A 25,895-nucleotide genomic window follows, 5' to 3' on the forward strand; every position below is an offset into this window, starting at 1 on the left:
TCAGATTGAAAGAAACAGAGTTTGATTCATCACAGTCTTTACAGTAACTTATTGGCCAAAATCATCGAAAAAAGTTGAGGAGAGAAAATGAGCAAGAGCTTGTTGTTTGCTGTGCTATTTTTAGCATTGATTGCGATTCAGGCTGCTTCTTCTGGCTTTCAATTCATTGGTGGAGTGACCAGTTTTGAGCAGAACAAAAATATAATCGTAATCCAATGCCATAACGCCCTTGTAAGAGTTACAGTACTCAGTGATGATCTATTTCGAATTGAGGTCGCTGCTCATGGCAGCTTCAGAGTAGACAATTCCTATTCTGTTCTGCCCATCAAAACAGTGCCTTCCCAACTAGCAGTCGCTGATCTCTCTGATGAAATTCAAATCAGCACAAATGAATTGAGGTTGATAATCAAAAAGTTCCCCTGCCGTTTGGCGTTTTATGATGTTCATGGAAATTTAATCTGCAAGGATCATGATGCTTTTGGAACGGGTTGGAACGGTTCCAAAATTTGCTGCTGGAAAGAATTGCATGATGAATCTTTTTATGGTTTAGGCGAAAAAACGCGAGGGTTGAACAAGCGCGGCCACGTCTATACTATGTGGAATTCTGATATTCCAGGTTATACGCCCACGCAAGATCCGCTCTATCAATCGCACCCATTTCTCATGGGATTGTACCAAGGCCGGGGCTTCGGAATTTACTTCGACAATAGCTACCGATCACAATTTAATCTCGGTGCTGGAACTGACCAGTTTTTCAGCTTTAGCGCCGATGATGGGCCAATGGATTATTATTTTATTTATGGTCCCTCTTTAAAAAAGGTTTTAGCACGCTATGGACAATTGGTGGGAACCCTTCCCCTGCCGCCCAAGTGGAGTCTAGGCTATCAGCAATGTCGCTGGAGCTATTATCCTGAAAGCGAAGTCTTGGCTTTAGCTCGTACATTTCGATCCAAACAAATCCCTTGTGATGTGATCTACCTTGATATCCACTATATGGATGGCTACCGCATATTTACCTGGGATAAAACGCGTTTTCCGCAACCTAAAAGAATGATACAAGATTTGAGAAACATGGGTTTTAAAATAGCGGTCATTATTGATCCTGGCATCAAGGTGGATCCCAATTATTGGGTTTATCAGGACGGAATCAAAGGGGATCATTTTTGCAAGTACCCCGATGGAACCTATTATCAGGGTCAGGTTTGGCCTGGATGGTGTCATTTTCCCGATTTTAGCAAACCGGCAACACGGGATTGGTTTGGTGAGCTTTATCGCGATCTTGTGGAGGACGGTGTGGTGGGATTCTGGAATGATATGAATGAACCTGCTACTTGGGGTGGCACATTTCCAGATATTGTCCAATTTGACGATGAAGGACGAAAAGCAGATCATTTAAAAATCCACAACCTTTATGGAATGCTCATGGCAAAGAGCAGTTACGAAGGAATTAAAAAGTTGCGACCCAATGACCGGCCGTTTGTCCTCACTCGAGCTGGATTCTCAGGTGTACAGCGGTACTCCGCGGTGTGGACTGGGGACAATGTGGCTTCATGGGAACATCTAAAAATGTCAATAGCGATGTGTTTAGGACTGGGGATGACGGGCGTAGCGTTCTGTGGGATGGATATCGGTGGCTTTATGAATGCTCCCACATCTGAACTCTATACAAGGTGGATTCAATTAGGGACATTTACCCCCTTATTTCGTACGCACACCTGCATTGATACACCAGATCAGGAGCCCTGGTCATTTGGCGATAGCTATGAAGAAATCAATAAAAAATATATTCAACTCCGTTATCAATTATTGCCTTACCTTTACCATACTTTTTATCAAAGTGCTACCCAAAATGCGCCAATCATGCGTCCTATGATCTATGAATTTCAGGAAGACCCCATGACATATTGGATGGATGACCAATTCATGCTTGGCGATAAGCTGTTGATTGCTCCTGTTTATCAGGCCAATCAAATCGTGCGAAAGGTTTATTTTCCAAAAGGTGAATGGTATAATTTCTGGACTGACGAAAAAATAATTGGCCCAACTGAAAAACTCGTCGAAGCGCCCTTAGATCAAATTCCCATGTTCGTCAAATCGGGGTCTATCCTGCCCATGCAGCCAACGATGCAATACGTGGGAGAATTGCCACCTGATCCCCTTGTGGTAGAAATATATCCCAGTCCGGGGATCAGTAATGATTCACTGTACGAGGATGATGGAAACAGTTTCGATTATCAAAAAGGTCAATATCGCATAACTCAATTTGAATTATCTGTCCAGCAGAAAAAAATCAACTTACTTATTGAAAGAATCGTTGACGGCTATTCACCAGAAAAGCGATCATTCCTGCTAAAATTTCATGCTAGCGACCTCAAACCTCACCGTGTGAATATAGACAAGCGATCCTTGCAAGAAACGGTTTCGCTAGATGAACTTCATCAAGAAAAATTAGGATGGACTTATCACTCGACCAAGAAACTGCTGTATGTGAAATTTCCTGATAGCTGGTCAAAAGCAAACTTGGAAGTAAGATTTTAATTTATTGAGAGAATTATTGAAACGAAATGATGGTTGAAACCTAAATCATTCTATGATGAGCTGAATATTCGTTAGGATTATTCGGTAACAAAAGTGCAAATCATTTTTTGTGATTATTAATAGCATGTACTCAGAGCTTTTATGAAAAATCGAGGTGGGATGATGTCAAGAAGGAAAATTGGCCTTGTTTTGTCTGGAGGTGGAGCAAAAGGAGCTGGGCAACTTGGCATGATGCTCTACCTTGCTGAACAGGGTTTGCAACCTGAATTTATTTCAGGCATCTCCGTCGGTTCACTCAATGCAACATTCTGGGCACAAGAGGGCGATTTGCACCTTCTTGAGCGGCTATGGCGCGAGATAAAAGGGAATTCAGATATTTATAAAAATAATTGGTTCCGTCCCTGGAAGCTAATCCGATCGATTTATGACAATACGCCTTTATGGAAAAAAATCAAAAAATACATTGATCTCGATAAGTTAAAACAAAGCCCTATTGAGCTGAAAATTGGCACCGTTCAGCTACAAACAGGAGCTTATCTATTGGTTGATAAAACTCATCATGATTTTCAAAAGATGTTGCTGGCCTCGACGGCTATTCCAATGGTTTTTCCAGCAATTACCTATGAAGGGCGACAATACGTTGATGGAGGTGTGCGAGATAGTGCTCCTTTAAAACCAGCCATTCAAGCTGGCTGCGACCAGATTTTTGTATTGCACTGCTATCCATTAGAAATTGGTGAACAAATGAGAGATTTTCATAATTTGGTAAACATTGGGATCCGCTCGCTCGCGATTCTTTACAATGAGGTACTAAGAAACGATATTAACACTTGCGAAGATATAAACAAAGCGGTTAATAAGGGAGTGGCTTTTAGAGGAGGAAAATATAGATTTATTGAATTAAAATTGATTGCCCCAGCCAAAGATCAATCCTTTGGAGACGAATTAGATTTCTCGCCTCAGCTAATCGCCAGAAATATTGATCTCGGCTATCAAATCGCTAAAGAAAAACTGGAATAATCAGATAATAAAAAAACTGCAATCCTTCCTTTAATTCGCTTTCAGATTATGAATTGCTGATCGAGCCTTTCCAAAAAAGAAACCCTCTGGGATTTCCCAAGAGGGGTGCAAAGAATAATCAAATATTCAAAAATGTGATTTCAGTTTGAGCGATTTGCTGATTGCAAACCAAGGAACTATTCGAAAAAGTATTTTGCTGGATCAACAGGGTCATCATTGATCCTAACTTCATAATGAAGATGCGGCCCAGTAGCCCTTCCGGTTTCTCCTACCGCACCAATAATATCCCAACGCTTGACCTGTTGCCCAGGTTTGACAAAAATTTTGCTTAAATGGCCATATACTGTCTTCTTACCAAAGCCATGATCAATCACAACATATTTACCATAGCTGGCATTAGGACTGTAACTATGGTGGACCGACTCCACATACCCTGCTGCCGCGGCGTAGACTGGGGTATTCACAGGCGCTGCAATATCAAGCCCTGTATGCATCTTGGGTTTTTCAATAAAAGGATCAATTCTGTAGCCAAATGTATCAGTAATTCGGCCATTTCTAACAGGGTTTATTGTCGGCAAGTGCTCAACCCATTCTTTTTTTTGTTTAAAAATTTCGGCGATTTCCTGCTGACTTTCTTTCGCTAATTCGACTCTTTTTTCAAGCTGATCCACTTGAATTCTGATGTTAGTAAGCTCATCTCGTGTATGGTCGGGAAGCACGCTAAAGTCACCCACAAAGCTTGCCAGCGATGGACCGCCTCGACCTGCATTTCGCATATCTTTAGCAATGATATCAAGCCCAGCAATAAGCCGCTGCTCATCATCAAAATGTTCGATTTTTTCGATTTGAGCGGCAACCGCATCAATTCGCTCTCGCATTTCCCCGAGTTGATTTTTCAGGATTTGATTGGTTTTTTGGAGAGTGGTGATTCGAGAGTTCTGATAAAAGTTAGAAATAAGACCAACAACTGCCCCAACCAGAATTATCAGAAATATGACCAACATGACGGAAAAAAGCAAGATCTTTTGCCATGAAATGCTAAAATCGCGGACTTCTGACCCCCTTAGAGAAAAAAAAACCAACTTGACGCGCTTGTCACGCATATCAATCTCCTTGAATTGATTAATAGTGGTGACCTTTCCTTGGGAGCTGCATTCTGTTCCTCCTTAACTTGGTAGGTGTCTAGTCTTTGGTGAGGCAATCCAAAATGACTTTAAATATAATAAAGAAAATAATATTTGTCAAGCAAAAAATTAACTTTTTGTAAAAGCCCCCACTATGAACCTTTTGCCTCTATTTTTACCAGATCAAAACTTAAAGTTAAGTCCTATTGTAATTTTTAAATACCAATATAAGCATTTTCATTTTATTGGTCAAGCAAAATATTTGTGATCCGATTTTTTTAATGCTAACGGAGCTGCAAAATGGATATTAGATGGATTTCAGTTTTCAAAAAAGTGACTCTAAATCATCATTAATTAAAGGAAATCTTAAATCAAAGCAATTTTGCAGGATTACCAATTTGAAATGCCATTTGGATCTACAATCATATAAAAAATTTTGCTTATTTAAATGCAGCAGAAATTGTGATATACTTGGAAATTTGGTCTCATTCCATTATTCAAGAAAAAAAACTTGACTTAGAAATAATTTTTGCTATTTTAAGTGAGCGTGCCAATAATTTTTAAATACACTAAATGTAACACGAGACCGACAATTTGGCTAAATTTTCCGGAGGAGGCGCTGCATGACTGGTTTTTTGGAAGTCTTATTATCTTTGTCAAAAACAGTTGTCACTTTTATGTGGGGCAATTGGATGATCTTGTTATTGGTTGGCACGGGTATTTTGCTATCCATCATGACTCGATTTGTCCAGATCCGTCAATTTCGATTATCAATTAAGTATTTGTTTCAAGGAGGCAAGAAAAGTGAAATTTTAAAAGATACTCAGGGCGATATCTCTCCATTCGCAGCTTTAATGACCGCTTTGGCGGCGACAGTCGGAAATGGCAATATCGCGGGCGTCGCTTCAGCAATCGCTACGGGTGGACCTGGCGCTCCGCTATGGATGTGGATTTCTGGCTTTATTGGGATGGCAACAAAATATGCGGAATGCTTTCTTGGAATAAAGTTTCGTAAGGTCGCTGAAGACGGCTCAATGGCTGGAGGGCCGATGTATTATTGCCGATATGGGATCAAAAACGAATCCATCGGCAAATTTCTTGGAATGTTGTTTGCCGTATGTGGTGGAATAACTGCTTTAATGGGCACTGGCAACATGATGCAGTCTAATTCGATGGCCTTGGCATGGAAAAGCCAATTTAACATTCCTACCATTGTGAGCGCGGTTGTTATTACCGGTTTGGTCGGTGTGGTTATTATTGGCGGGATTAAGCGCATTGGCGCAGTGTCTGAGAAATTGGTGCCGACCATGATCCTGTTCTATCTTGGAGGTGCATTCGTCATTTTGATCGCCAAAATTTCAGAATTAGATGATGCGTTTGTTACCATTTTCAAATCAGCTTTCTCTGTAAAGGCTATGGGTGGGGCGCTCATTGGTACTTCGGTCCAAAAGGCCATCAGTTTGGGAGTCCGTCGCGGAGTATTATCAAATGAAGCCGGATTAGGTTCTGCAGCAATCGCTCAAAGCGCCGCCAAATCTCCAGATCCGACTTTCAATGGACTGCTCGGCATGACCGGGGTTTTTATAGATACGCTATTGGTGAATACTTTAACCACTTTGACCATTGTTGTCACTGGCGTTTGGAAATTAACCCCCGCCTGCGGTTTGGAATTAATCAAGGAAGGGGAACCGTTCACTGCTCTCGCTTCCCTGCCTCCGCAAGTTCATGAAATGGCACAAAAATTAGGATACGATCTCGCTGCGGGAGGGCTCTCAAGCACCGCGCTAACTGTACAAGCTTTTAACTCTGTTATCCCCTATGGCGGGATTATTATAGCTGTGGCGTCCTTTTTCTTCGGCTATACGACTTTATTAGGCTGGGCTTATTACGGGGAACAATGTATCGGATATATCTGGGGGGTGAAGTCGCACATGCCATATCGCATTGTTTTCATCATATTATTGTTTTTCGGTGCATTGATGACCGGAAAATATCTTGATATCGTTTGGAATGTGGGAGATACATTTAATGCGATTATGGCCATCCCCAATTTAGTGGGACTGATTTTTCTATCTCGAATTGTGGCACGGACAACTCGTGAGACCTTTCGTTAAAAGAAATCACATTTGATGCTGAGGTATTCAGCTTCTCTTTTTCTTCGAGTTAATAAAAATTATGTTAAAGGCCCAAATTCATATAGGGTTCTCCCACGAAGATTGGTAGTCCTTTTTTATCATCCGAGTGGATTTGAATTTTATTTTGCACTTATTTGGATTGGTTCTAATATGCCATATATCTCTAAAAAATACCGACGCATTTACGAGCAGCTAACCAATTTTGAGCTACAACGCAGCACCAAAGCTGATCAAATCATATCTGCCGAAGAAGTTCTGGGAGACTTGAGAGACAAAGTGCGACCGCATCTGTTCTTGAATTTTTATTCAGAAAATGGCGTTCGCAAAGCTTTGGAGGAATACGGCGTTTTTAAGGATCTGAATAAGCGAGGCTTCCGAAATTTCATCATTAGAATTAACGCTGATGATCCCTATCGGCATACTCTAAAAGCATATTTCGAGAAGGAAGATCCCGATCACCTTTTGGGAGAGCTGATCGTTAGAAAAAAGATGTTTATCGCTAAGCCGATCTTTCCATCAAATATCGCTGGTCAAAAATTCAGTATGATCGTGATCGAATGGTTGACATTACAGGATCCCACTGCCCAGTTTGCTCCCTCGCGCCCTCCATTGCCAGGACAGATTTACCCAGGGCTGCGGATGGGAAGAAAAATCGTTGGCATTTTCATCAATATGGCCATGAGACTAAAAACGGATGGATTATTGAATATCCCCGAGCACTACCATAATGCTGTTTTCTATTCGAAGCATTTTAGATATTTTAATCCGTTCACTGAAGGGCAATTTCAGGCCATGCTTCGGGATTTGAGGATGGTCGGTCTATTTAAAGCAGCTTGGGCTGTGGAGCTAAATTGTGTGGTGGAGAAAAATAGCGGGAAGATTTGGAATTGGTTCACAGACGAGCAGGTTCTTGCGGTCAGTGACAGATTGGCCAGTTACTTCGAATCCGCTGAGTATGCGGACCGAGTGGAGCAATCTTTGCATAGCCACCAATTTGAAATTGATCAGACGAAATTCAAACAACAGATCAAAGATCATCCACTTCTGGGAAAGGTGGTGAGCCAATGTATTGGGGAGCTTTAAAGATTATCGATCCGCTCATTTTCATAGCCCCCTTGTATTCTCATTGCTGATTCTTTTGTGGTAATATTTTGTTACCAGCGGATTTTCGTCTCGAATCATTCGAGTCAAGTGAATCACGTCAGAATAAATCTCATCAGAAATAAATTTGGCGTTCCATTCTTCATCATGCCGCTAATTGATACTCGAGTTTTTGCTTGACTCGAAATCTATTTTATCAGCAATAGCTTTCGCTTTATTGTAACGCTATCCGCACAAAGAACCATCAAGTAAACACCAGAGCTCAGATCCTGTGCCTTCCATTGGATTGAATATTCACCAGCGGGCTGCTGTTGAGAGATAAGTGTGCTGATCTTCTCGCCAAGTGGATTATAAATTTCCAGCTTTACATTCGCTGAAGCCGCTAATGAGTATGAAATCGTCGTTATTTCGTTAAAGGGGTTGGGAAAATTTTGCCACAATTCCATTGTTAAGTGCGAGATATCCATTTGGTTCGCTGCGCTTGGAAATTTCACCCAAACCCTCATTGAGTCGCGATCGAAACCAAGACTGTCGTCATATACTTTAAAAATTGCAGTGACTCGCGCATTGAAGCTGTATCTGGCCCGAAAGGTTGCGGTTTTTTCAACGTTATCAATTTCTATAGTGAGGGAATCATGATAGGGTGGCTGGACCTCTGCCTGCCAGAGTAAGCTTGATTTTGGATGGTCCACATCAATGACATAATTGTTCAGATCCAAAATCAAGCTGGTGTTACAGGAAAAGGAGGTGTCCGGCAAACCTAAAATAATGGGCGGGTCATTAATTTCTTTTACTTGAATGATAATCGTATCGTGACTTTCAAACCACAGATCTTGCGTAACGATAACGATCGATGCAGCCCCAGACCAGTTAGGCTGCAAGGAAAGATGAAGACAATTATTTTCATCAATAAAAGGGATGATGGCAGATTGATCGGTCACGGCAGCAAATTGGAGCGAGTCACCGTCAGGATCAATATAAACTTCATCCAGGTCCGCGATCATTGTATCTGGGGCATCTTCGAGCAGACTCAGAAAAGAGATCTCTGAGATCTGAATCGGCGGGAGGTTATCGGCAATATCCACCTCCAAAATATCCCCCTTCTGCGTCCAAACGCTGGTATCTGGACCGAACGTTTTTGCCCAAACTCCATTGATTTTAAACTTGATCGTATCTCCTGGTTCGGCACCTTCATCGATATCTTCAGTGAGGAAATTATCTCGATAGACGAATAAAAAGCCGTATTGTCCTGGGCTTGTAACGGTGAATGATCCGCAATGAACGCTATTTGGGTCGTAAGCATCGATTATTGTACCGATCGGGATCGGCTTTCCATGGAATAAGGAATTTCGTCCATAGAAACAGACCCACTCATCGGTGGGGGTGACCTGAGCTTCGGCAGGGATGATCATGAGCGCGATCATGAAAATAAAATGGATGAAGATATTTAGAATATCGATAAATTTCATGCTGCGTCCCTTTCAAAACGATAGGTGACAAGAGGCTGGGGTGCTTTATCGTTCATTGGCACCCCAGAAATCGGTGTTATTTCAACATGACCATTTTCTTAGTGCTTTGATGAACGCCGGCTTTCAACTGAAATAAATAAACGCCATTCGCCACCAGCATACCCTGGTTATCTCGACCATCCCAAAGCACATTATAATAGCCTGGCTCCATTTCTTCGGCCTTTAATGTCCGTATCTCCTGTCCCAACATGTTATAGATTTTTAGGGTGACATATTGCCGCTGCGGCAGTTGAAATTTTATAGTGGTCTGCGGATTGAATGGATTAGGATAATTGTATGAGAGGGCAAATTTGTCTGGAAGATTTGTCGGTTTGCAATTCAAAGAGGTGATCAGAGGAGCCACATCTATCAGATCACCGAAGCTGGTCCAAGTGATTTGCATGGGTAACTCATAATCATTGAAGAAGATCGAGATCGGTTCCCCAGGGACCGCCCCCTCGTCAATCGCAGTTGCTGGGTCGTCGCGGTAGATCGGCATGAATCCAAGCCGACCTGGAATTGACACAATAAATTCTCCACAGATTGTGCCCTGAGCATCCCGAGCAATGATATGCGTTCCGCGAGCGAGCAACTTCCCATCGAGCTCAATACTATCACCAAATAGATTGATCCATTCATAAGTGGGGATAAGACTGCTTTCATTCGATTGGGACGAGGCGATAAGATGCATTAATTCATCAGGCTGTTCAGAGCGTTTGATACCAGGTATCGGCTTCGGATAGATCAGTGTGTCTGATGCGGTTAGATACATCCAATAGCCAGACCCGGGATACAGAAAGTTAAGAGTACTGAATTCGGGATGCTTGGGGTCATAGGTCTTAGCGCCGTTGTCAAATCCGTATGCTCTAACCAGGTGATTTATGACTGTTTGGAAAGCATGGGCGACCGAATCGGGCTGCGTGGGCAGGTAACTGACCAGATTCCAGCCACGTTCACAACTGATCGGTTCGATCGTATAATCGACTGGATTGCCGATAATCACCAGTGTATCTGATTTCAGCATCCTGAACCAATATCCATGGAGATGATCGAGCCGCTTCAGGTTGCTCAGATCTGGATTTTTCGGATCGTAGACCAGTGCCCCTTGCTCAAAACTCATTACCACTGTGCAATTAGACAACAAATCTTTCAGCAGCGCATGCGTCGAATCATTGGCTGGCTCCACATGCCAGGATACAAGGTTCCAACCGGTGACCAATTGGATTTTGACTGTGTCAATTTCTTCGACGAGTAGATCAACGTTTCGGATATCACCGTGAGCGGTCCAGATGGGACTTTCTGGCCCCATCGGCCTTGCTTGATAACCATTGATTCGAAATACGAGGGAATCCCCTGGCTCTGCTCCTTCATCGACGTTTGTAGAATATGGATCATCCCGATAGACGGGCAGGAATCCATAATTGCCAGGGCTCTTATCAACCGTACAAATTCCACAAACCACACCATCGGGGTCTTCTGCGGTGACAATATCTCCCATTTGGACAAGGCCGCCCCAAAAATGGGAGTTTTTGCTATAAAAATCAACCCACTCCGTGGTGGGAGTAATGCTTGGAATTGGCTTCAATTGAAAGATTAAATTAGCGGTATTACCAGCAACCTGTTCTTTGAAACTTGGGAAATACCTATGACAATAAGCGCGGACAGTATATTTATCCCCTGACGGCGGTACCGTAAGAAAATATGTTCCGTCAGCGCTGGTAGTATCAGAGTCAATCATTGTCCCAGAAGGGTACTCATCCCAGACTTGGGCAATGGCATCTTTCAACGGCTTGGAATCCGATCGGATCTGGCCGCTGATGAATTCTGCTGTAGTAATTTTCATTTTCGTTGGAATTCGGGTGAACTGAGCCAAAGGATCGTTGGACTTTATGACCAAATTCGCATACAAAGTTGTATCTGATTTGAAACTCGTTGCATAAAATCTAATGCCTATGGCATCGCTTTGTCCAGCGACAACAAGCCCAGCTTTTCGGCTTAGTTGAAGCCACGGCAAACCAGTTGAAATGTGAATCGCCATGCGGTTGTGAACGTAATCGCTATTAAATGCGATCTCAAGGCCATCACTCCCATTATAATTTTGTATCCCAATGGTTGCTGATGCTGAACTGGTTTGCATGATCAAATACTGAAAAACGATCCGCCCGTCTGGATAAAGGAGAATTTCGAAAGTATTATACTGAGCTGAACTGGTCCGAAATCTGTTGAATTGAACGATCAATTTTTCACCGTCAAAATGATAATATGCTTTGGTATTGGTGTCCACAAAAAGGTCATCCCAAAATGGAGCAACAAGATCGAAAACGCTCTGGTTGGGAATTGGATCGTTGGACCAATCGCTTGATGCACTGGTAAAACTGATAAATCCGTTGGAGCAAAACCGGAACATCGAGTAAACCCTGTTATAAAACGGAAAATTAAAGCCGATGGGGAAGAACCCCACATTCGAATCGCCATATAATCCAGTAATCTCCGTCCCAACGTTTGAGATGTCAATCCAATTGAAGCCTGGGCCTCCTGGCTCGTCACTATCGATCCAAAAATAACCGAATTTGTCTGGGCCGCCCATTTTGTGAATAACTGGAGCGCCGACCCGTGGGTCTAATTGATCTTTTTCCAACTCCATCGAAAAATAGCTGGGAGGATAATTTTTTGTGGCGGGCGCAAAAAATAGATTTGAACCAGTTGAACTCCCCGGCACTGCAAATATCTGATACCGCAGCGGAGCCATCCCGTGATTATGAATTTGGATCGGCGCTGCAGAAACAAGGCTATCACCAGCGACCAAAGTAATATCATAATTTGCAGGATCAACTTTGATTTTTGCTGGAAGAGAAATTGAGATGTCATCAATGAACCAATCATCGTTGAAAGCTGTGGTATTGAATCCGCTGCTCTTCAGCTTCAACTGGAAAGCATTATGATATGCCTCTTTCGGCAAAACAATCTCCTCGAAGGAAAAAATCGAATCTGATCTTCCATTGCCTGTGTACTCCTTAAGAGATTGCCATTGATTCGCTGGGTTGACAAATTGGATTTGAAGCGTGGAATTCGCATCTGGAGGATCTGCAGATCCACCTCGCTGCCAAAAATAGCTGAGAACGACCAAGCTGTCCTGAGATAGATCGATCAATTGCGAACGAACTTCATCCCCGCCGGTCGAATAGGCATCGAGATTTAACGAATATGGAGGGCTAGGCTCATTTAGTGCAAGGTTATTCACGTTGGCGGGACCGATGTTACGGATCCATTTGGTTGGGCTGAGTGTTGTAGACGTAAATTGGTCGAACCACGGAATGGCCGTCGGTATTCCCAACGATGTTGATAGAACCTGGCAAGTCCGGACTAGGTTTGGTTTGCTCTCCGAGCGGATCTGAACGGCCGCTGTGTCTGCGTTTTCGAAAGCGGTTGTTATCGGGATCACGACCTTTATGGTCAAATTGAACTTGGATTTGGGTGGGACTGGACCGGTGTTGTGTATGCTAATTTTGCCAGTCGAATCCCAAAAAGTTGTGCTCCATTGGTTGTTGATCACTGACAGATCATAGCTATCCGTTAACTGGCCATAATTTTTTATTGATAATTTATAACTCAGGGTATCCCCTGCTTTGGCGCGAGCGTTCAGCTCTAACGGTTCAACAACAAAATAGTAATCGGTCATCTTAACGAACAGCGAGGCGGGAAAAGAGATCGGGTTTTCGTCGGGATCATTGCTGCGGATAATAACATCGACCGAATAGGCGCTGTCAGGGATCAGATCGACGGCAGAAACACGAGCGATCACAGTGTCGCTGCTTTTGGGCAAAACATTCCCTGAATTGGGTTGAAAAGTTAACCAATTCGTTTTGCCCGCAGTAAAGAGATATTGGATACTGTTATGAAGAAGCGTTGGAAAATCACCGCTCCAATAATAGCCGTCGCCAGGCCAGACATTGATAGCGACGGTATTCGGGTTTGTGGCGACCAATGGGGTATTATCGTCCCAGGCTGCCACTAATTCAGCGGTTGGGCTCAAGGCGACATTATTATAAAATTCACTGATTCTCAATTGATTGACACCTTGCATGATTGGATGATCCGCTTTGAACCAGCCGAGCGTCCGAGGAGAAAATTGAGCGCCACCGAGGGAAATAAAAGGACAATAGCCCGCATCAAAATAGCGCCCGCGCGAATCGAAGGGATCGGCGCTCCAGCAGTCGACCGTCGTAATGACTTTCCCACCCACATCGATGAAATCGGCCAACAGATCGCCAATGGCATATTTGTTAAACCAGGGGTAATTATTCCAAGCAATTACCAAATGATATTTCCGCACGAAATCCAGGTTGGGAATACTGCCGCTTTGATTAGCCAGCCAAGTATCCACCTTGCGAATATCTGGGTATCCGAGCAGGATGCTTTGCAGTGCGCTTGCTCCATCATCGGCATAAATAAGCAATATGTCGAGCTGACTGGACATGAGTCTTTCACCAGCGATATCATGCATGAATGGCTGTGCAATACGTTTTGAAGGTGGAGATTTCGCCGCTTCTCCCGAAACAGAAAGGCTTGGCGCAGGAATCTGGATTAAATGGGGTTCTGCAAAGATGGTGTTCGGTTCTTTAGTCGTGAGTGAATAGTTTAAAGGCATTAAACCCAAATTATCGATTTTCACTACCCCTTTGGTGCTATCTCCAATTTCCAGAGAAAATTCGAACGGATCGGGATCAATGCTGACAGATATATCTGGGCCAACACCGATATAAATATCATCAATGAACCAATCGTCGTAATTGCCAGGAGTTGCGATGTTCCGAAAACGGATTCGAAAATTCTTGTGATAGGCATCGGCTGGCAAATTAATTACCTCCTGATCGAATTGATTCATATCGATTCCATCGCCAGGGTAATGTTTCAGGTTTACCCATGTGCCAGAGGCATTCCAATAGTCCACAAAAAGATCTTCACCAGCCTCTGGCGAATTACCACCACCGGTCCGCTGATAGTAGTAGCTCAAAATCACATTATTTTCAGCTGAGAGGTCAATATCGCAAGATTGAATTTCATCGCCGCCGATTGCGTCTCCGTTGAGATTTAAGGAATAAGGTTGACTGGGTTCATTTGAGCCATTAGTGTTAACTGTGGCTGGTCCCCTATTCATGCACCATTTTAAAGTATCGATGATCGTAGTGGAAAAATCATCAAACCAAGGGATACGTCCTATCGCGGCGACAACCGATTTTAATGTTGCCTTCGCGAAGACAGTCGTATCACTCGTGGAGCGAACGACTACTCGGGCTTGATCGCTCGCCCCATTTTCTGCATCACTTGGAATGATAACCCGAGCAAGAATGACTCTTTCTTGTCGGGAAGAGACCAGGCCAGTATTATTGATCGGTGTCTTGCCAGCCGAATCCCAAAATGTCGTTGTCCATTGGTTTTCAACCGCAACGAGGTCATAACTATCGTTCAGCAATCCGACATTTTTGATCTTGAGCGGATAGTTCAGCGTATCCCCCGCTTCGCCCCGCATCGTCACTGTCTGGGGCGTAATGGTGACGAAATAATCGCGCTCTATTAACTCGCCCATCAATTTAATATTATCGATCCCCCAAAACCATTCGTAATTGGCGTTATAATAATGCCATCGAATCTGAACACTGCTTTGATAATCGACAGCTGAGGGGAGTTTGATGACGATATCTTTTGCTGCATCAACAATGTTATAAGTTCCCACATCTTTGAAGCTGGCGACTGTCTGCCATGGCCCTTGATCGACGCGGATATCGATATCCCCTTGTTCGTTGTAGCTACCCGCATAATTTTGAAACCAATTATTGAACACCAGTCGGATGTTCGAATACATGGAACAGTCGATGATTGGACTGATCAGGGAAGCGTCCACGTCCACAGTCTCAGCATAATCGCTATCGACAATTAAAAACGGAGGAGACCAGATATCATACCCAACTTTAATCGTACCTGGTTGATATTGATCATCAAAATCAGCATTGCGATTGCCAGGATCATCATCTCGCCAATAGGGATCAGCAGACCAATCGGCCGGAAGGCCGTGATCGAAATTTTCCTCAAAAAAAGTCGTGAATAAGGGGATTTCAATCTGAGAGACTGCAGCCAGTGCGTTGATTCTCCCCTCACCCAATTTTCCTAGATAATTGGGATTGAGCTGATCGATATTTTCACTCGTAAATAATAAGCGATCTTTTTTGTCTCGCCAATTCCAAGTTGGAAATCGACTGGAAATGAGACCGATCAGTCCAACAACGTGGGGAGCGGCCATCGATGTGCCGCGCAGCCATTCATAGGTATGGGCGTTCGTCGTATGATCATAGTAGGTGCTATAAATCATATCTGTTGATGGCGGTGTATCTCCGCCCGGGGCTGAGATATCTACCCAATATCCGTAGCTGGAATATGAGCTTTTCAAGTCCCTCGGCTCGGTTGCGGCGACTGAAATCACATCAGCCCGCGAACAAAGATAGGAGGATTCGGGAAAGTCGTCGTTACCAGCAGCCGAAATGACCACGACCCCTCTTGCAGTAGCGAAATTCACTGCGTCCGCAATTCCTCCGCTATTGCTTGAGCCCCAGCTACAATTAATTGCTACCGCACCGTTTCGGGCAGCATAATAGATGGCCTGAGCACAGAACGACATATCCACTAGACCAACTTCATAGCCCGAATACTTGGCTGACCATCCTGCTCGTAATGGCATAATCTTGCATTTCCAGCCCAATCCGGATACCCCAACCCCATTAGCTGTAATGGCGCTGGCGATCCCAGCGCAATGTGTGCCATGCCCATTGAAATCCATGGGATTGTTATCGGGCTGGGTCCCATCCTCCCCAGGGAAGGGCTGATAATCCCCAGGCGCCACATCTACCCAGTCCCAGCCGCGTATATCATCCACATAGCCATTCTGGTCATCATCAACCCCAGCTACCCCGCTATATTCAATCCAATTGGTCCAAATATTCCCGCTCAAATAGGGGTTCAATCCTCCCAAGTCAGGATGCTGCCAATCGACACCAGTATCCACAATCGCCAGAATTGCTGTGCTATCTCCTTGGCTGATTTCCCACGCTTCAGGAGCATGAATTTTAATCATGGCCCACTGCTTGGAATAATCGGGATCATTTGGTGTGACACCATAAACCCGATGGATACCGATCGGCTGAGCGGATGCAATGAATGGGTTAGATGCATAGGCAGTGACAGCATCCATAATATCAGCTTGTGGAGCGAGCTCAAGCCGATACACCCGATCAAGTCCAAATTGCCCGCCTTCCCACATGTTTTCAGCCCCAGGGAAGAGACGGGTCATTGCGACAACTTTAAACTGCGAATTAAGCTGATCAAGCGATGGAATTCCAGTGGTAATGATGCCGTTTTTTTGACTGAAAACCAGTTTGGGAGCAGCCGTTGATAATTTAATCACAATTCGATTCGAAGTGAAATAAGACTTGAACGCTCCATGATACGCTTGAATCTTGGTAGATTGTGCGAAAGTAATTGAACAGAAATTTGGGGTCAATAAAAATGCAATACAAAGCCAAGAGATAGGAAAGAATTTGAGCCTGAGTAACATTGTCCGATCCTCCCTGATCCATTGACGAGCGGTGAGATGAATTTAGTTAGTGGCATGCGGAGAACAAATATTTAAAAACGCCAGCAATTAAAGCGCGAATAAGTCTGGGAATGACCAAAGAAGGCGTGCGTAAAGATGTCCCAGCAGAGTTTTGGTTAGTGATAAAATATTGAAAAATCCTCGATCGATTTTTTTTATTCAGAGGAACGTTTGGTACCAGATTGAATTAATCGATAATAATAAAAATAAATCAAAATGTCAATGAAAATTTTTGCGATTCAATTTCTTTTTGAGAGCTAATAGCAAAATGAATTTTTGAAAACTTCGCCAAAATGATTTTTTTTCAATCTAGTGGTCAAACCTTTTCTCAAGGCTCAGATTTATAAAAAAAAGCCCACGAGCCATTGATGAATATAGTTTGGACTCGTGGGCAAAATGAAAATATGAATAATGTCGCTTAGGCCACTTTTGGATAATCCTTGATCAACTCCAAAGTGCGCTTAATTTCGTCCTCTGGGAGCTCATGATCGGCAAGTTTGCCAGCCAAAAAGGCGTCGTAGGCCGCCATATCAAAATGTCCATGACCGCTGAGGTTGAACAGGATTGTTATTGGCGTGCCCGCTTGCTTGGCTTTTAAAGCCTCATTGATTGCGGCGCGGATCGCATGGGCAGATTCTGGCGCTGGGATAATCCCTTCGGCTCTGGCAAAGGTTCTTGCGGCCTCGAAGGTTTCCAACTGTTTGTAAGCAACGGCCTCAAGAATTTTCTCTTTGACCAGGTGGCTAATAAGCGGAGCCATCCCATGATAGCGAAGCCCACCGGCATGGATCGGAGGCGGAATGAACTTGTGGCCCAAGGTATGCATGGCTAAAAGCGGTGTCATCTCAGCCACGTCCCCAAAATCGTAGGCATACGGGCCGCGAGTGAGCGTTGGGCAGGAAGCAGGCTCTACCGCCACCCCTCTTACTTTTTTTCCGTTAAATTTATCATGGAGAAACGGGAACACCAAGCCAGCGAAATTGCTGCCACCGCCCACACAGCCAATAACCACATCAGGATAATCTCCCGCCAGCTCCATTTGTTTCTTCGCCTCCAAACCCACCACGGTCTGATGCAGTAACACATGGTTAAGCACGCTTCCCAGCGAATATTTGGTATCTTCTCTCATCGCTGCATCTTCAACCGCCTCACTGATGGCAACCCCCAGACTCCCGGGAGAATCAGGATCCTGTTCTAAGACCATCCGGCCAGCATTGGTATCGGTGCTGGGACTTGGTACGACCTGGGCCCCCCAGGTCTGCATCATAATTCGACGGTACGGCTTCTGATTGTAACTGATCTTCACCATGTAAACCTTGCATTCCAGACCAAAAAAGTTGCACGCCAAGCTCAACGCGCTTCCCCATTGGCCAGCGCCAGTTTCGGTCGTAATTCTTTTCACTCCTTCTTTCTTGTTGTAATATGCTTGGGCCACAGCCGTATTTGGCTTGTGGCTGCCAGCCGGGCTAACTCCTTCCCATTTGTAATATATTTTCGCTGGCGTATCCAGCGCCTTCTCTAACCGCCAAGCCCGAAACAGGGGGGACGGACGCCAGAGCCGATAGATGTCCAAAACCTCATCTGGAATCGGAATCCACCGCTCGGTGCTCACCTCTTGTTTGATCAATTCCATCGGAAACAGCGGTGCCAAATCCTGGGGTCCCACTGGCTGTTTGGTGCCCGGATGCAGCACTGGAGGTAACGGCTTGGGAAGATCTGCTTGAATATTGTACCACTCGTGTGGTAGATCTTTCTCGGAGAGAAGAATTTTTGTCGTCTTCATAATGACTCCTTTCGGTTAGTTTGGATAGGGATATTTGCAAATTATCGAATTCAGTTATTCCGAGCATGGCGAGGAATCCAATAATCGAGCGAAAAGCAAAGACTGCTGCGCTGCTTCACCTCTCTCAATGACTCGAAATTAGCTGATTGGACAGGTCCATTAGTTTCGATACACCGTTGTCCAACATGCCAAATTTAGAACCGATGCTCAGATCTGCTTTTCAGCGGAGATGAAGCAATCTCATACGAGGAATAGTTAGTTAATTCCTCGCTTCGAACGGAATTATGTCCTTTAGCATGTTGCTGGTATTGAACAGCTCAGATAATAGATCGCGATAAAAAATCAAACATCAAAAGCAGAATTAGAATCCAAAAAATGGTCCGCAAATTATTCATCAAATAAAAACGTCGGCTCATGATAAAAACGGATGGACTTATCGCGTATTTGCTCGGTAATACGTTTCTGCAACCAGTAATTTTTCTGTTCTACAGAGACATCGAACCGCAATATGTCTAACGGCACGTTGATTCGCAACGCTCGTTTCGGCAGAATGATTCTGGTAATGCCGCTGGGGATCCTGATACCGCGATTGGTGACCTCTACCAATTCTTGCTTCTCTAATCTTCGAAATACAATCAAGGCACAAAACTGGGGATAATTGGCCTTCAAATGATCGAGATTTGTATAACTCACCCGATCCATGTATTGAAAACCTTTGTAGATTTGCGTAATGTTCTGGAGATCTTTGATCCGTTGAAATAAATCGGTATGAGCATGAACGTGGTAAACGGTCTCATCGGCAAATTGAATTTGGCAGAGCAGATCCCCGTTTTCATTATCGATCAATTCATTCTTGGGATGATTTGTGATCTTGATGTCCGGGATATTACCGATCCTATCCAAAAATTCAGCCTTGCTGAATTTTTCAACGGCATGATGCCAGTGGAGAAAGATGAGTCCTGGGTCGAATAGATCGATATGCTGGACCAGCACATCGGGAATTTTCAGTTCCTGCAAGGCAGTCAATCGGTTGGCCCCATCCAATAAGATGTATTTATCGGTGCCAGAATGAGTGGCGACGACCGGAGGATTTTTCAATCGATTCTCTTTCCTGATATACTCGATCAGTTTTGAGGATCGCTCTAAGTCTGGATCTTCGTGGAAAATAATTTGGGAAATAGGAACGATTCTGAGATGTGGGAGTTCTCCAATCTTAAGCTGCTGATCATTTCTCTGAATCACGGCTCCTCCTGAGGGTTAAATAAAAAACCCACTTAAAAAGCTTAAGTGGGCTGGAATTGGTTGATTTATTTATGAAACACCTGTACAGTGACTAATTCCGCCCGATCATATATACCACCACCAATGAAAGCACTTTTGCCACATAAAAACCAATGTCAATCGGTTCATCATCATTTTCGCCTCAAATAATTGGTCTGAATATATAAACAAAAGCGCTGAATGTCAAGCAAAATTTCTTTAAAAGAGGTTTCTTTTAGGCACCTAATATTTTATCGATTTTTTCTTTAATGTGATGCTTCGGAACGGCACCGATGATTTGGTCAACCACCTTGCCATCTTTAAACAGCAGCAATGTCGGAATGCTGCGAATGCCATATTTAATAGCGATCCGCTGATTTGAATCTACATCGCATTTGCCTACTTTCAATTTTCCCTCATAATCGCGCGCCAATTCATCAACGATCGGAGAGATCATTTTGCATGGCCCACACCAAATTGCCCAGAAATCGATCAAGACCGGATGAGGAGATTGCAGCACTTCATTTTCAAAATTTTCTTCGTTAATAGCCAGCAAGTTGCTCATCGATGTTCGCTCCATTTTAGTCATTTTTATTTTTTTGGATTACTCAATTGACATGCATGTATGAGATCAAGATCCTATGGCGTGCGTGAACTTTATCCGACCAAAAATCCATGATCGCCTTCTGATGAAATTGCCTTAAAGATAAAAATTATCATTTAAAATTGCAAGCACAATTTAAAAAAATTGATTAAGGAGGATAAGATATAAAATTATTATCTTGGGTAAATCAGTGATAATCGAATATGCGGAAATTGCAAAATAGCAAAGAGGGCGATAGAGCGATTATTCTGGGGATTTCCTTCAGATCTGGCAAGGATCTCAGCGTTTCAGAGTTGTCAGAAAAATGCTTGATTTTTTGATAGAATTTGATTATCATAAGCACTATTATGAAACAAACCAAAAAGAGTTAAGCAGGAGAATTCATTGATGATTCAAAATCTGACTGAGCTTGATGTCATCCAAGCTGCTGGTGGTTTGCTATGGCGTTCGACTGCTCATGGTAACGAACTGGCGATCATCCATCGGCCGAAGCATGATGACTGGACATTGCCCAAAGGGAAATTAGAGCCAGGCGAAACCTGGCACGAGGCGGCACTTCGAGAGGTGTTTGAGGAGACAGGGTGCCAGGCAGAAATTGAAAATTTTGCCGGCTGTGTTTGCTATGTTACGAATAAAGTTCCCAAGTTAGTGCTTTATTGGAATATGAAATTAATTGCTCCGATGCCGTTTCGGACAAATAATGAGGTAGATCGGCTCCAATGGTGGAGCGCTGACGCTGCGGTAGGCAAACTCACCTACCCCAAAGAACGGGAACTGGTCTTAAAAAATGTTTCATTATTGCCCTGTTATTAAATCTCAATTTCATGGGTTGAACATATCCTATCGAGATCCTATCACCACTTTTCATGGCTCGCCATCTCAGTTGAAAACGATCGCTCGATTAGTCTCTGAAAAAATTTTAATTGAAAGGAAAGAGAGGTTAACATGCCAACCATCCAACAGATTTTGGCAATACAAAAACGGGTTCAGTTTGAGCTCATGAAAAAAAAGAACGTTGTCGGCGTCGGGATTGGTTATAAAATGTCAAATCATCGAACCACAGGAGAAATTGGTCTGGTGGTTTTTGTTTCGGACAAGCTTCCGGCGGCGCAATTAGCCAGCCGAGACGTCATTCCGAAAGCGATTAAGGGAGTCGTCACTGATGTCAAGCCGGTGGGTCGGATCATAATTCATAAGTCGCGGACCGAACGTTGGCGCCCAGCGCCGCCTGGGGTGAGTATCGGCCACGAATATGTTACGGCAGGTACCTTCGGTGCAGTTGTGCGAGATAATGCAACCGGTAAAAAACTGATCCTCTCCAATAATCATGTTTTGGCCAACAGTAATGACGCACGAAAAAAGGACGCCATCGTTCAGCCGGGTCCCATCGATGGCGGACGCGCTCCGCAGGACTTGATTGCTCAACTGGAACGTTTCGTCCCGATCAGCTTCAAAAAAAGTGAAACGAACGTATGTTCGATCGCGGCTCGGATCGCCAAAATCGCGAATTATCTTGCCGCGCGGTTTGGTTCAAAATCGCGGTTGGCCCCCTTTCGGATCGAAGATGCCGTGAATGTGGTCGACGCAGCGGTCGCATCGCCCTGGGGCGATAGCATTACGGATGAAATTCTCAACTTGGGAACGGTCCATGGCATTGCTGAACCTGAACTAAATATGAAAGTGAGAAAAAGCGGACGAACCACTGCTGTGACCGAAGGCACGATTACCAGCCTGAATACCATGGTCGAGGTCGGTTATGGCAATGGTAAAAGTGCCATTTTTGAAAATCAGATCATCACGACCAATATGTCCGCCCCAGGGGATTCTGGCTCCCTGCTGGTAACTGCCGATGGAAATAATGCAGTGGGATTACTATTTGCCGGTTCTAATGAAGTGACTGTTTTTAACCCAATTCAGCAGGTTTTAGATCTGTTAGAGGTCCATTTTGAGTGACATGCTCGAACGTGGTGCTGAAGGTCTTTTTTGCATAAAGCAGCGCTATTTTTGAAAGCAGTTCGGCCAAGCATTTCGCATTAGTGCAACAGAACTCATCATGAGAAATCCAATAAAATTTTGTTTGGTAGATGGATGAAATGGATTGGTGTAATCATCGCCAAAGTAAGGAACTGAACCGCTCTGAAAAGAACCTCCAGAATGAACTTTGCCATAGTTGCGAGGCTCACCGATACTTAACTCTGAGCGCGAGATCAAATTCTAACCATGGATTTTGCGATTTGGTAAATCAATTTGAGGAAATTTGATAAGCATGACGCATCGTGAACGGATTCGAACGATCATTTCTGGTAAAGCGGCTGATCGTGTCGGTTTTTGGCTGGGTAAACCCCATCCCGATACGGAGCCGATCTATCTCAACGCCTTCAAGCAACCCGATATGGAACATATCCGCCAGATGCTTCAAGATGATTTCCGCTGGATATGTCCGCAATGGAACTCCTATAAACATCCTGAGGGGAAACCGATGTGGGACATGCAACGCAAAGGCAAAGAGCTCAGTGCCGAGGGCGTCTTTGCCGATTGCGAGGATGTCCAGCAAGTTCATGATTTCGATTGGCCGAATCCCGATTATCTCGATTTTTCCGAGACATTGGCCGAGCTCAGACAAGCTGGAGATGTATATCGAGCCAGCGGCTTCTGGTGTCCGTTCTTCCATGAGATCGCCGATTTCTTCGGCATGGAAAATTATTTCATCAAGATGTATACTCATCCTGATGTGGTGCATGCCGTGACCCGTCACGTGATCGATTTTTACCTGGAGGCGAATCGTCGATTCTTCGAGCAAGCTGGGGATCTGATCGATGCGTTCTTTTTTGGGAATGATTTTGGCACTCAACTCGATCTACTCATCAGCCCTGGATTGTTCGAAGAGTTCGTGTTTCCTTATTTCAAGGAATTGACCGACCAAGGGCATCGTTATGGCTATCAGGTGATTCTCCATTCCTGTGGTTCGATCTTTAAAGTCATTCCTCGATTAATTGACCTTGGGGTTGAGGCATTGCACCCACTTCAGGCAAAAGCCAGCAACATGGATGCAGAGATTTTAGCCCGCGAATTTAAGGGGGAGGTCGCTTTTATTGGTGGCATCGATACGCAGCAAATACTGGTACATGCCAGCCCCGATGAGGTCAAACAAGAAGTACGACGCGTGAAAGCATTGCTTGGTCCGTGTCTGGTCGTCAGCCCTAGCCACGAAGCGCTATTGCCCAATGTGCCAGCCGAAAATGTGCGGGCCATGGCTGAGGCTGCCCTGGAGTAGATGATTGACGTTTTCAATCTAATTAGTGCGTCAACGAAAACGATTAAATTTTTAGCCAACCGTCATTCCGAACGAAGTGAGGAATCTGGTCACTTTGAGGTTATTTCATTTACCGATTTCTCCTTTGGGTCGAAATAATTAGGTGAGTTTCCGTTCAGGTACTAATTCCCTACATATCTGGAATAGAGGCTGCGCGCAATTGCTGTATCGGTGGTTCCTTTGACAATTGCCCGGCCATCGGGAAAAATGGATAATTCATAATTTTCGATCTCAAAGCGGATCAAATACTCATTGGCTTTCACCACACCCAGTTCCGCAAGCTGGATGGCTAATCGAGGGAGATCGAGCTGGGTTTGTTTAAATGGCAGAATCTGCACCGCATTGCGGCCGCACAGCGTAGTGAAGGCACTGCCGTGCTTGCCCTCAAGGTAATCGAACCACCGCTGATTGCAGACCGGGCAGTTCTTCTGAATTTTTTCTTTCGCAATATCAATAGTCTGATAGCTATTCTGCCAGACATCGATGCTGATCAAATTGCGATTGATCGCTGCCTTGTTCCCGATTATTATTTTGATCGCTTCGGCAGATTGAATGGAGGCGATTATCGCGACGATGGAAGCCAAAACACCGACAGTTTCGCAGGTCGGGACTGTTCCCGGTTCGGGGATTTTTTCCATCACGCATCGAAGGCAAGCAGTTTCTCCGGGGAGAATAGTCATGGTCAGACCATAGGATTCGATCGCAGCACCGTAAATCCAAGGACGGCTGTGCTTCACACACGCCTCATTCAATAGAAATCGGGTCTCAAAATTATCCGTAGCATCGATGATCACATCGACATCATTGATCAGCGATTCGATATTGAATCGATTGGCATCGGCAATGATTGCTTCGGTGTTGATCGTGGAATTGATCTGCTGGATGCGGTGCTGAGCTGCAATGGCCTTAGGCAATCCCTCCTTGACATCATGTTCCTCATACAAAAGCTGACGCTGCAGGTTATTCAATTCTAAAAAATCGCGATCGACTAACTTTAGATAGCCCACTCCGGCACGCGCCAGGATCGACGCCGAGGCCGCCCCAAGGCCGCCGCATCCCAAGATCATCACCCGACCCCGGGCTAACTTTTCCTGCCCTGCCGGGCCGATCTCCTGAAACGCTATTTGGCGCGCATAGCGCTCGAACTCTTCTGAACCGAAATTTGTCTTCATGCAGTCTTTTGAAATTTATATGACCATACCGAATTTTTAAAATAGCTCAATTTTCATGACCTCATTGAGCTAAACTCCTTTCCTTGATTCGCGATATTGCCAGTTCGGTTTTCATCAATGATTCTCAGTTGAAATTGAGTTCCATTCTATTCTTTCCTCTGAGCCAGTATCTTATTCAGTGTATCTGATATTTGGAACAGTACCATCACGACTTCGAGGTAAACGCGAACCAGGATCACATAGATGACAAAAACGATTGGGGAGAGCAGAATGGTAAGCAGACCAGCGAAGAAACTGGCCCGAAATCCCCAGGCGATGAAGAAAAAGGCGCCGACCGCGGCCCCGAGAATCCCGATGACAAATAACGTTTGAATCACCTTTGGAACGATGAATTCTGAAAATGAGAAGTCAAATAATGTGGTAAAAAAGCCCTTCGGTTCTTCCATGGTTCCTCCCTGCGAGTAATTTAACTTTTGGAAAATCGAATTTGATAAATTGAGATTTGAGAAAATGAGTTTTAAAATCCTATTCGGAGTGACCGCTATGGCCCATTTGATCGAATGAAAATCTCCGCCTCACATTGCGATTCACATGGCATTCTGAGAATTAGGTTATCGAACGACAAAAAGATCGCACGGTTGACACATTTACCCGTGGAGGGGCAAAAAGTTCCCAACGCATGATGACATCGG

The 25,895-nt window shown here is 44.3% G+C and carries 15 protein-coding genes; 7 read left to right on the plus strand and 8 right to left on the minus strand.

The genetic code is table 11. The annotated features are described in order from the left end of the window. Nucleotides 1–87 precede the first annotated feature (87 nt). Nucleotides 88–2,538, plus strand: coding sequence for a glycoside hydrolase family 31 protein (locus tag ONB37_08000; protein ID MDZ7400088.1), 2,451 nt, complete (start codon nt 88–90; stop codon nt 2,536–2,538). 141 nt (nt 2,539–2,679) lie between these two features. Continuing rightward, complete coding sequence (locus ONB37_08005) at nt 2,680–3,558, plus strand: patatin-like phospholipase family protein (GenBank protein MDZ7400089.1); 879 nt, start codon at nt 2,680–2,682, stop codon at nt 3,556–3,558. A gap of 176 nt (nt 3,559–3,734) precedes the next feature. Here the strand turns inward: ONB37_08005 and ONB37_08010 are convergent, their stop codons facing one another. Continuing rightward, nucleotides 3,735–4,661: a M23 family metallopeptidase gene (locus tag ONB37_08010; GenBank protein ID MDZ7400090.1), complete on the minus strand. Its 927-nt coding sequence runs from the start codon at nt 4,659–4,661 to the stop codon at nt 3,735–3,737. Nucleotides 4,662–5,305: 644 nt separating this feature from the next. Here ONB37_08010 and ONB37_08015 point away from each other — a divergent pair. Both ONB37_08015 and ONB37_08020 read left to right on the plus strand, forming a co-directional pair. Then, nucleotides 5,306–6,796, plus strand: a complete 1,491-nt coding sequence (locus tag ONB37_08015; protein MDZ7400091.1) for an amino acid carrier protein — start codon at nt 5,306–5,308, stop codon at nt 6,794–6,796. Nucleotides 6,797–6,967: 171 nt separating this feature from the next. Beyond that, nucleotides 6,968–7,900: a hypothetical protein gene (locus ONB37_08020; GenBank protein MDZ7400092.1), complete on the plus strand. Its 933-nt coding sequence runs from the start codon at nt 6,968–6,970 to the stop codon at nt 7,898–7,900. A 206-nt stretch (nt 7,901–8,106) separates the two neighbouring features. On the opposite strand, the gene ONB37_08025 is transcribed toward ONB37_08020, so the two are convergent. The 5 genes from ONB37_08025 to trxA all read right to left on the minus strand — a co-directional run bounded on the left by ONB37_08025 (nt 8,107) and on the right by trxA (nt 20,679). Then, a complete protein-coding gene (locus tag ONB37_08025) occupies nt 8,107–9,387 on the minus strand; it encodes a T9SS type A sorting domain-containing protein (GenBank protein ID MDZ7400093.1) in 1,281 nt (426 codons plus the stop codon). A gap of 76 nt (nt 9,388–9,463) precedes the next feature. Continuing rightward, nucleotides 9,464–16,882 (minus strand): S8 family serine peptidase, encoded by a 7,419-nt coding sequence (locus ONB37_08030; GenBank protein MDZ7400094.1) that lies wholly within the window; start codon nt 16,880–16,882, stop codon nt 9,464–9,466. Between the two features lie 607 nt (nt 16,883–17,489). After that, nucleotides 17,490–18,854: a TrpB-like pyridoxal phosphate-dependent enzyme gene (locus ONB37_08035; GenBank protein MDZ7400095.1), complete on the minus strand. Its 1,365-nt coding sequence runs from the start codon at nt 18,852–18,854 to the stop codon at nt 17,490–17,492. A gap of 387 nt (nt 18,855–19,241) precedes the next feature. After that, the gene (locus ONB37_08040) at nt 19,242–20,096 is read right to left on the minus strand and encodes a hypothetical protein (protein ID MDZ7400096.1); all 855 of its coding nucleotides are present in this window, start codon (nt 20,094–20,096) and stop codon (nt 19,242–19,244) included. Nucleotides 20,097–20,349: 253 nt separating this feature from the next. Next, on the minus strand, nt 20,350–20,679 hold the full coding sequence (gene trxA / locus ONB37_08045; protein MDZ7400097.1) for a thioredoxin: 330 nt from the start codon (nt 20,677–20,679) through the stop codon (nt 20,350–20,352). Nucleotides 20,680–21,105: 426 nt separating this feature from the next. Between trxA and ONB37_08050 the strand changes: the two genes are divergently transcribed. From ONB37_08050 to ONB37_08060, 3 genes are all read left to right on the plus strand, one after another. Then, nucleotides 21,106–21,531, plus strand: coding sequence for an NUDIX hydrolase (locus ONB37_08050; protein ID MDZ7400098.1), 426 nt, complete (start codon nt 21,106–21,108; stop codon nt 21,529–21,531). A gap of 132 nt (nt 21,532–21,663) precedes the next feature. Further along, nucleotides 21,664–22,671 carry a S1 family peptidase gene (locus ONB37_08055; protein ID MDZ7400099.1) on the plus strand — a complete coding sequence of 336 codons (1,008 nt, stop codon included), beginning with the start codon at nt 21,664–21,666 and terminating at the stop codon, nt 22,669–22,671. Between the two features lie 313 nt (nt 22,672–22,984). Beyond that, nucleotides 22,985–23,992 carry a hypothetical protein gene (locus tag ONB37_08060; GenBank protein ID MDZ7400100.1) on the plus strand — a complete coding sequence of 336 codons (1,008 nt, stop codon included), beginning with the start codon at nt 22,985–22,987 and terminating at the stop codon, nt 23,990–23,992. 161 nt (nt 23,993–24,153) lie between these two features. Here the strand turns inward: ONB37_08060 and ONB37_08065 are convergent, their stop codons facing one another. Together ONB37_08065 and ONB37_08070 are read right to left on the minus strand one after the other, a co-directional pair. Continuing rightward, a complete protein-coding gene (locus ONB37_08065) occupies nt 24,154–25,203 on the minus strand; it encodes a ThiF family adenylyltransferase (protein MDZ7400101.1) in 1,050 nt (349 codons plus the stop codon). Between the two features lie 146 nt (nt 25,204–25,349). Next, nucleotides 25,350–25,649, minus strand: coding sequence for a DUF4282 domain-containing protein (locus ONB37_08070; GenBank protein MDZ7400102.1), 300 nt, complete (start codon nt 25,647–25,649; stop codon nt 25,350–25,352). Nucleotides 25,650–25,895 lie beyond the last annotated feature (246 nt).

The organism is candidate division KSB1 bacterium (genome assembly GCA_034506395.1).
Taxonomy (GTDB): Bacteria; Zhuqueibacterota; Zhuqueibacteria; order Thermofontimicrobiales; family Thermofontimicrobiaceae; genus Thermofontimicrobium.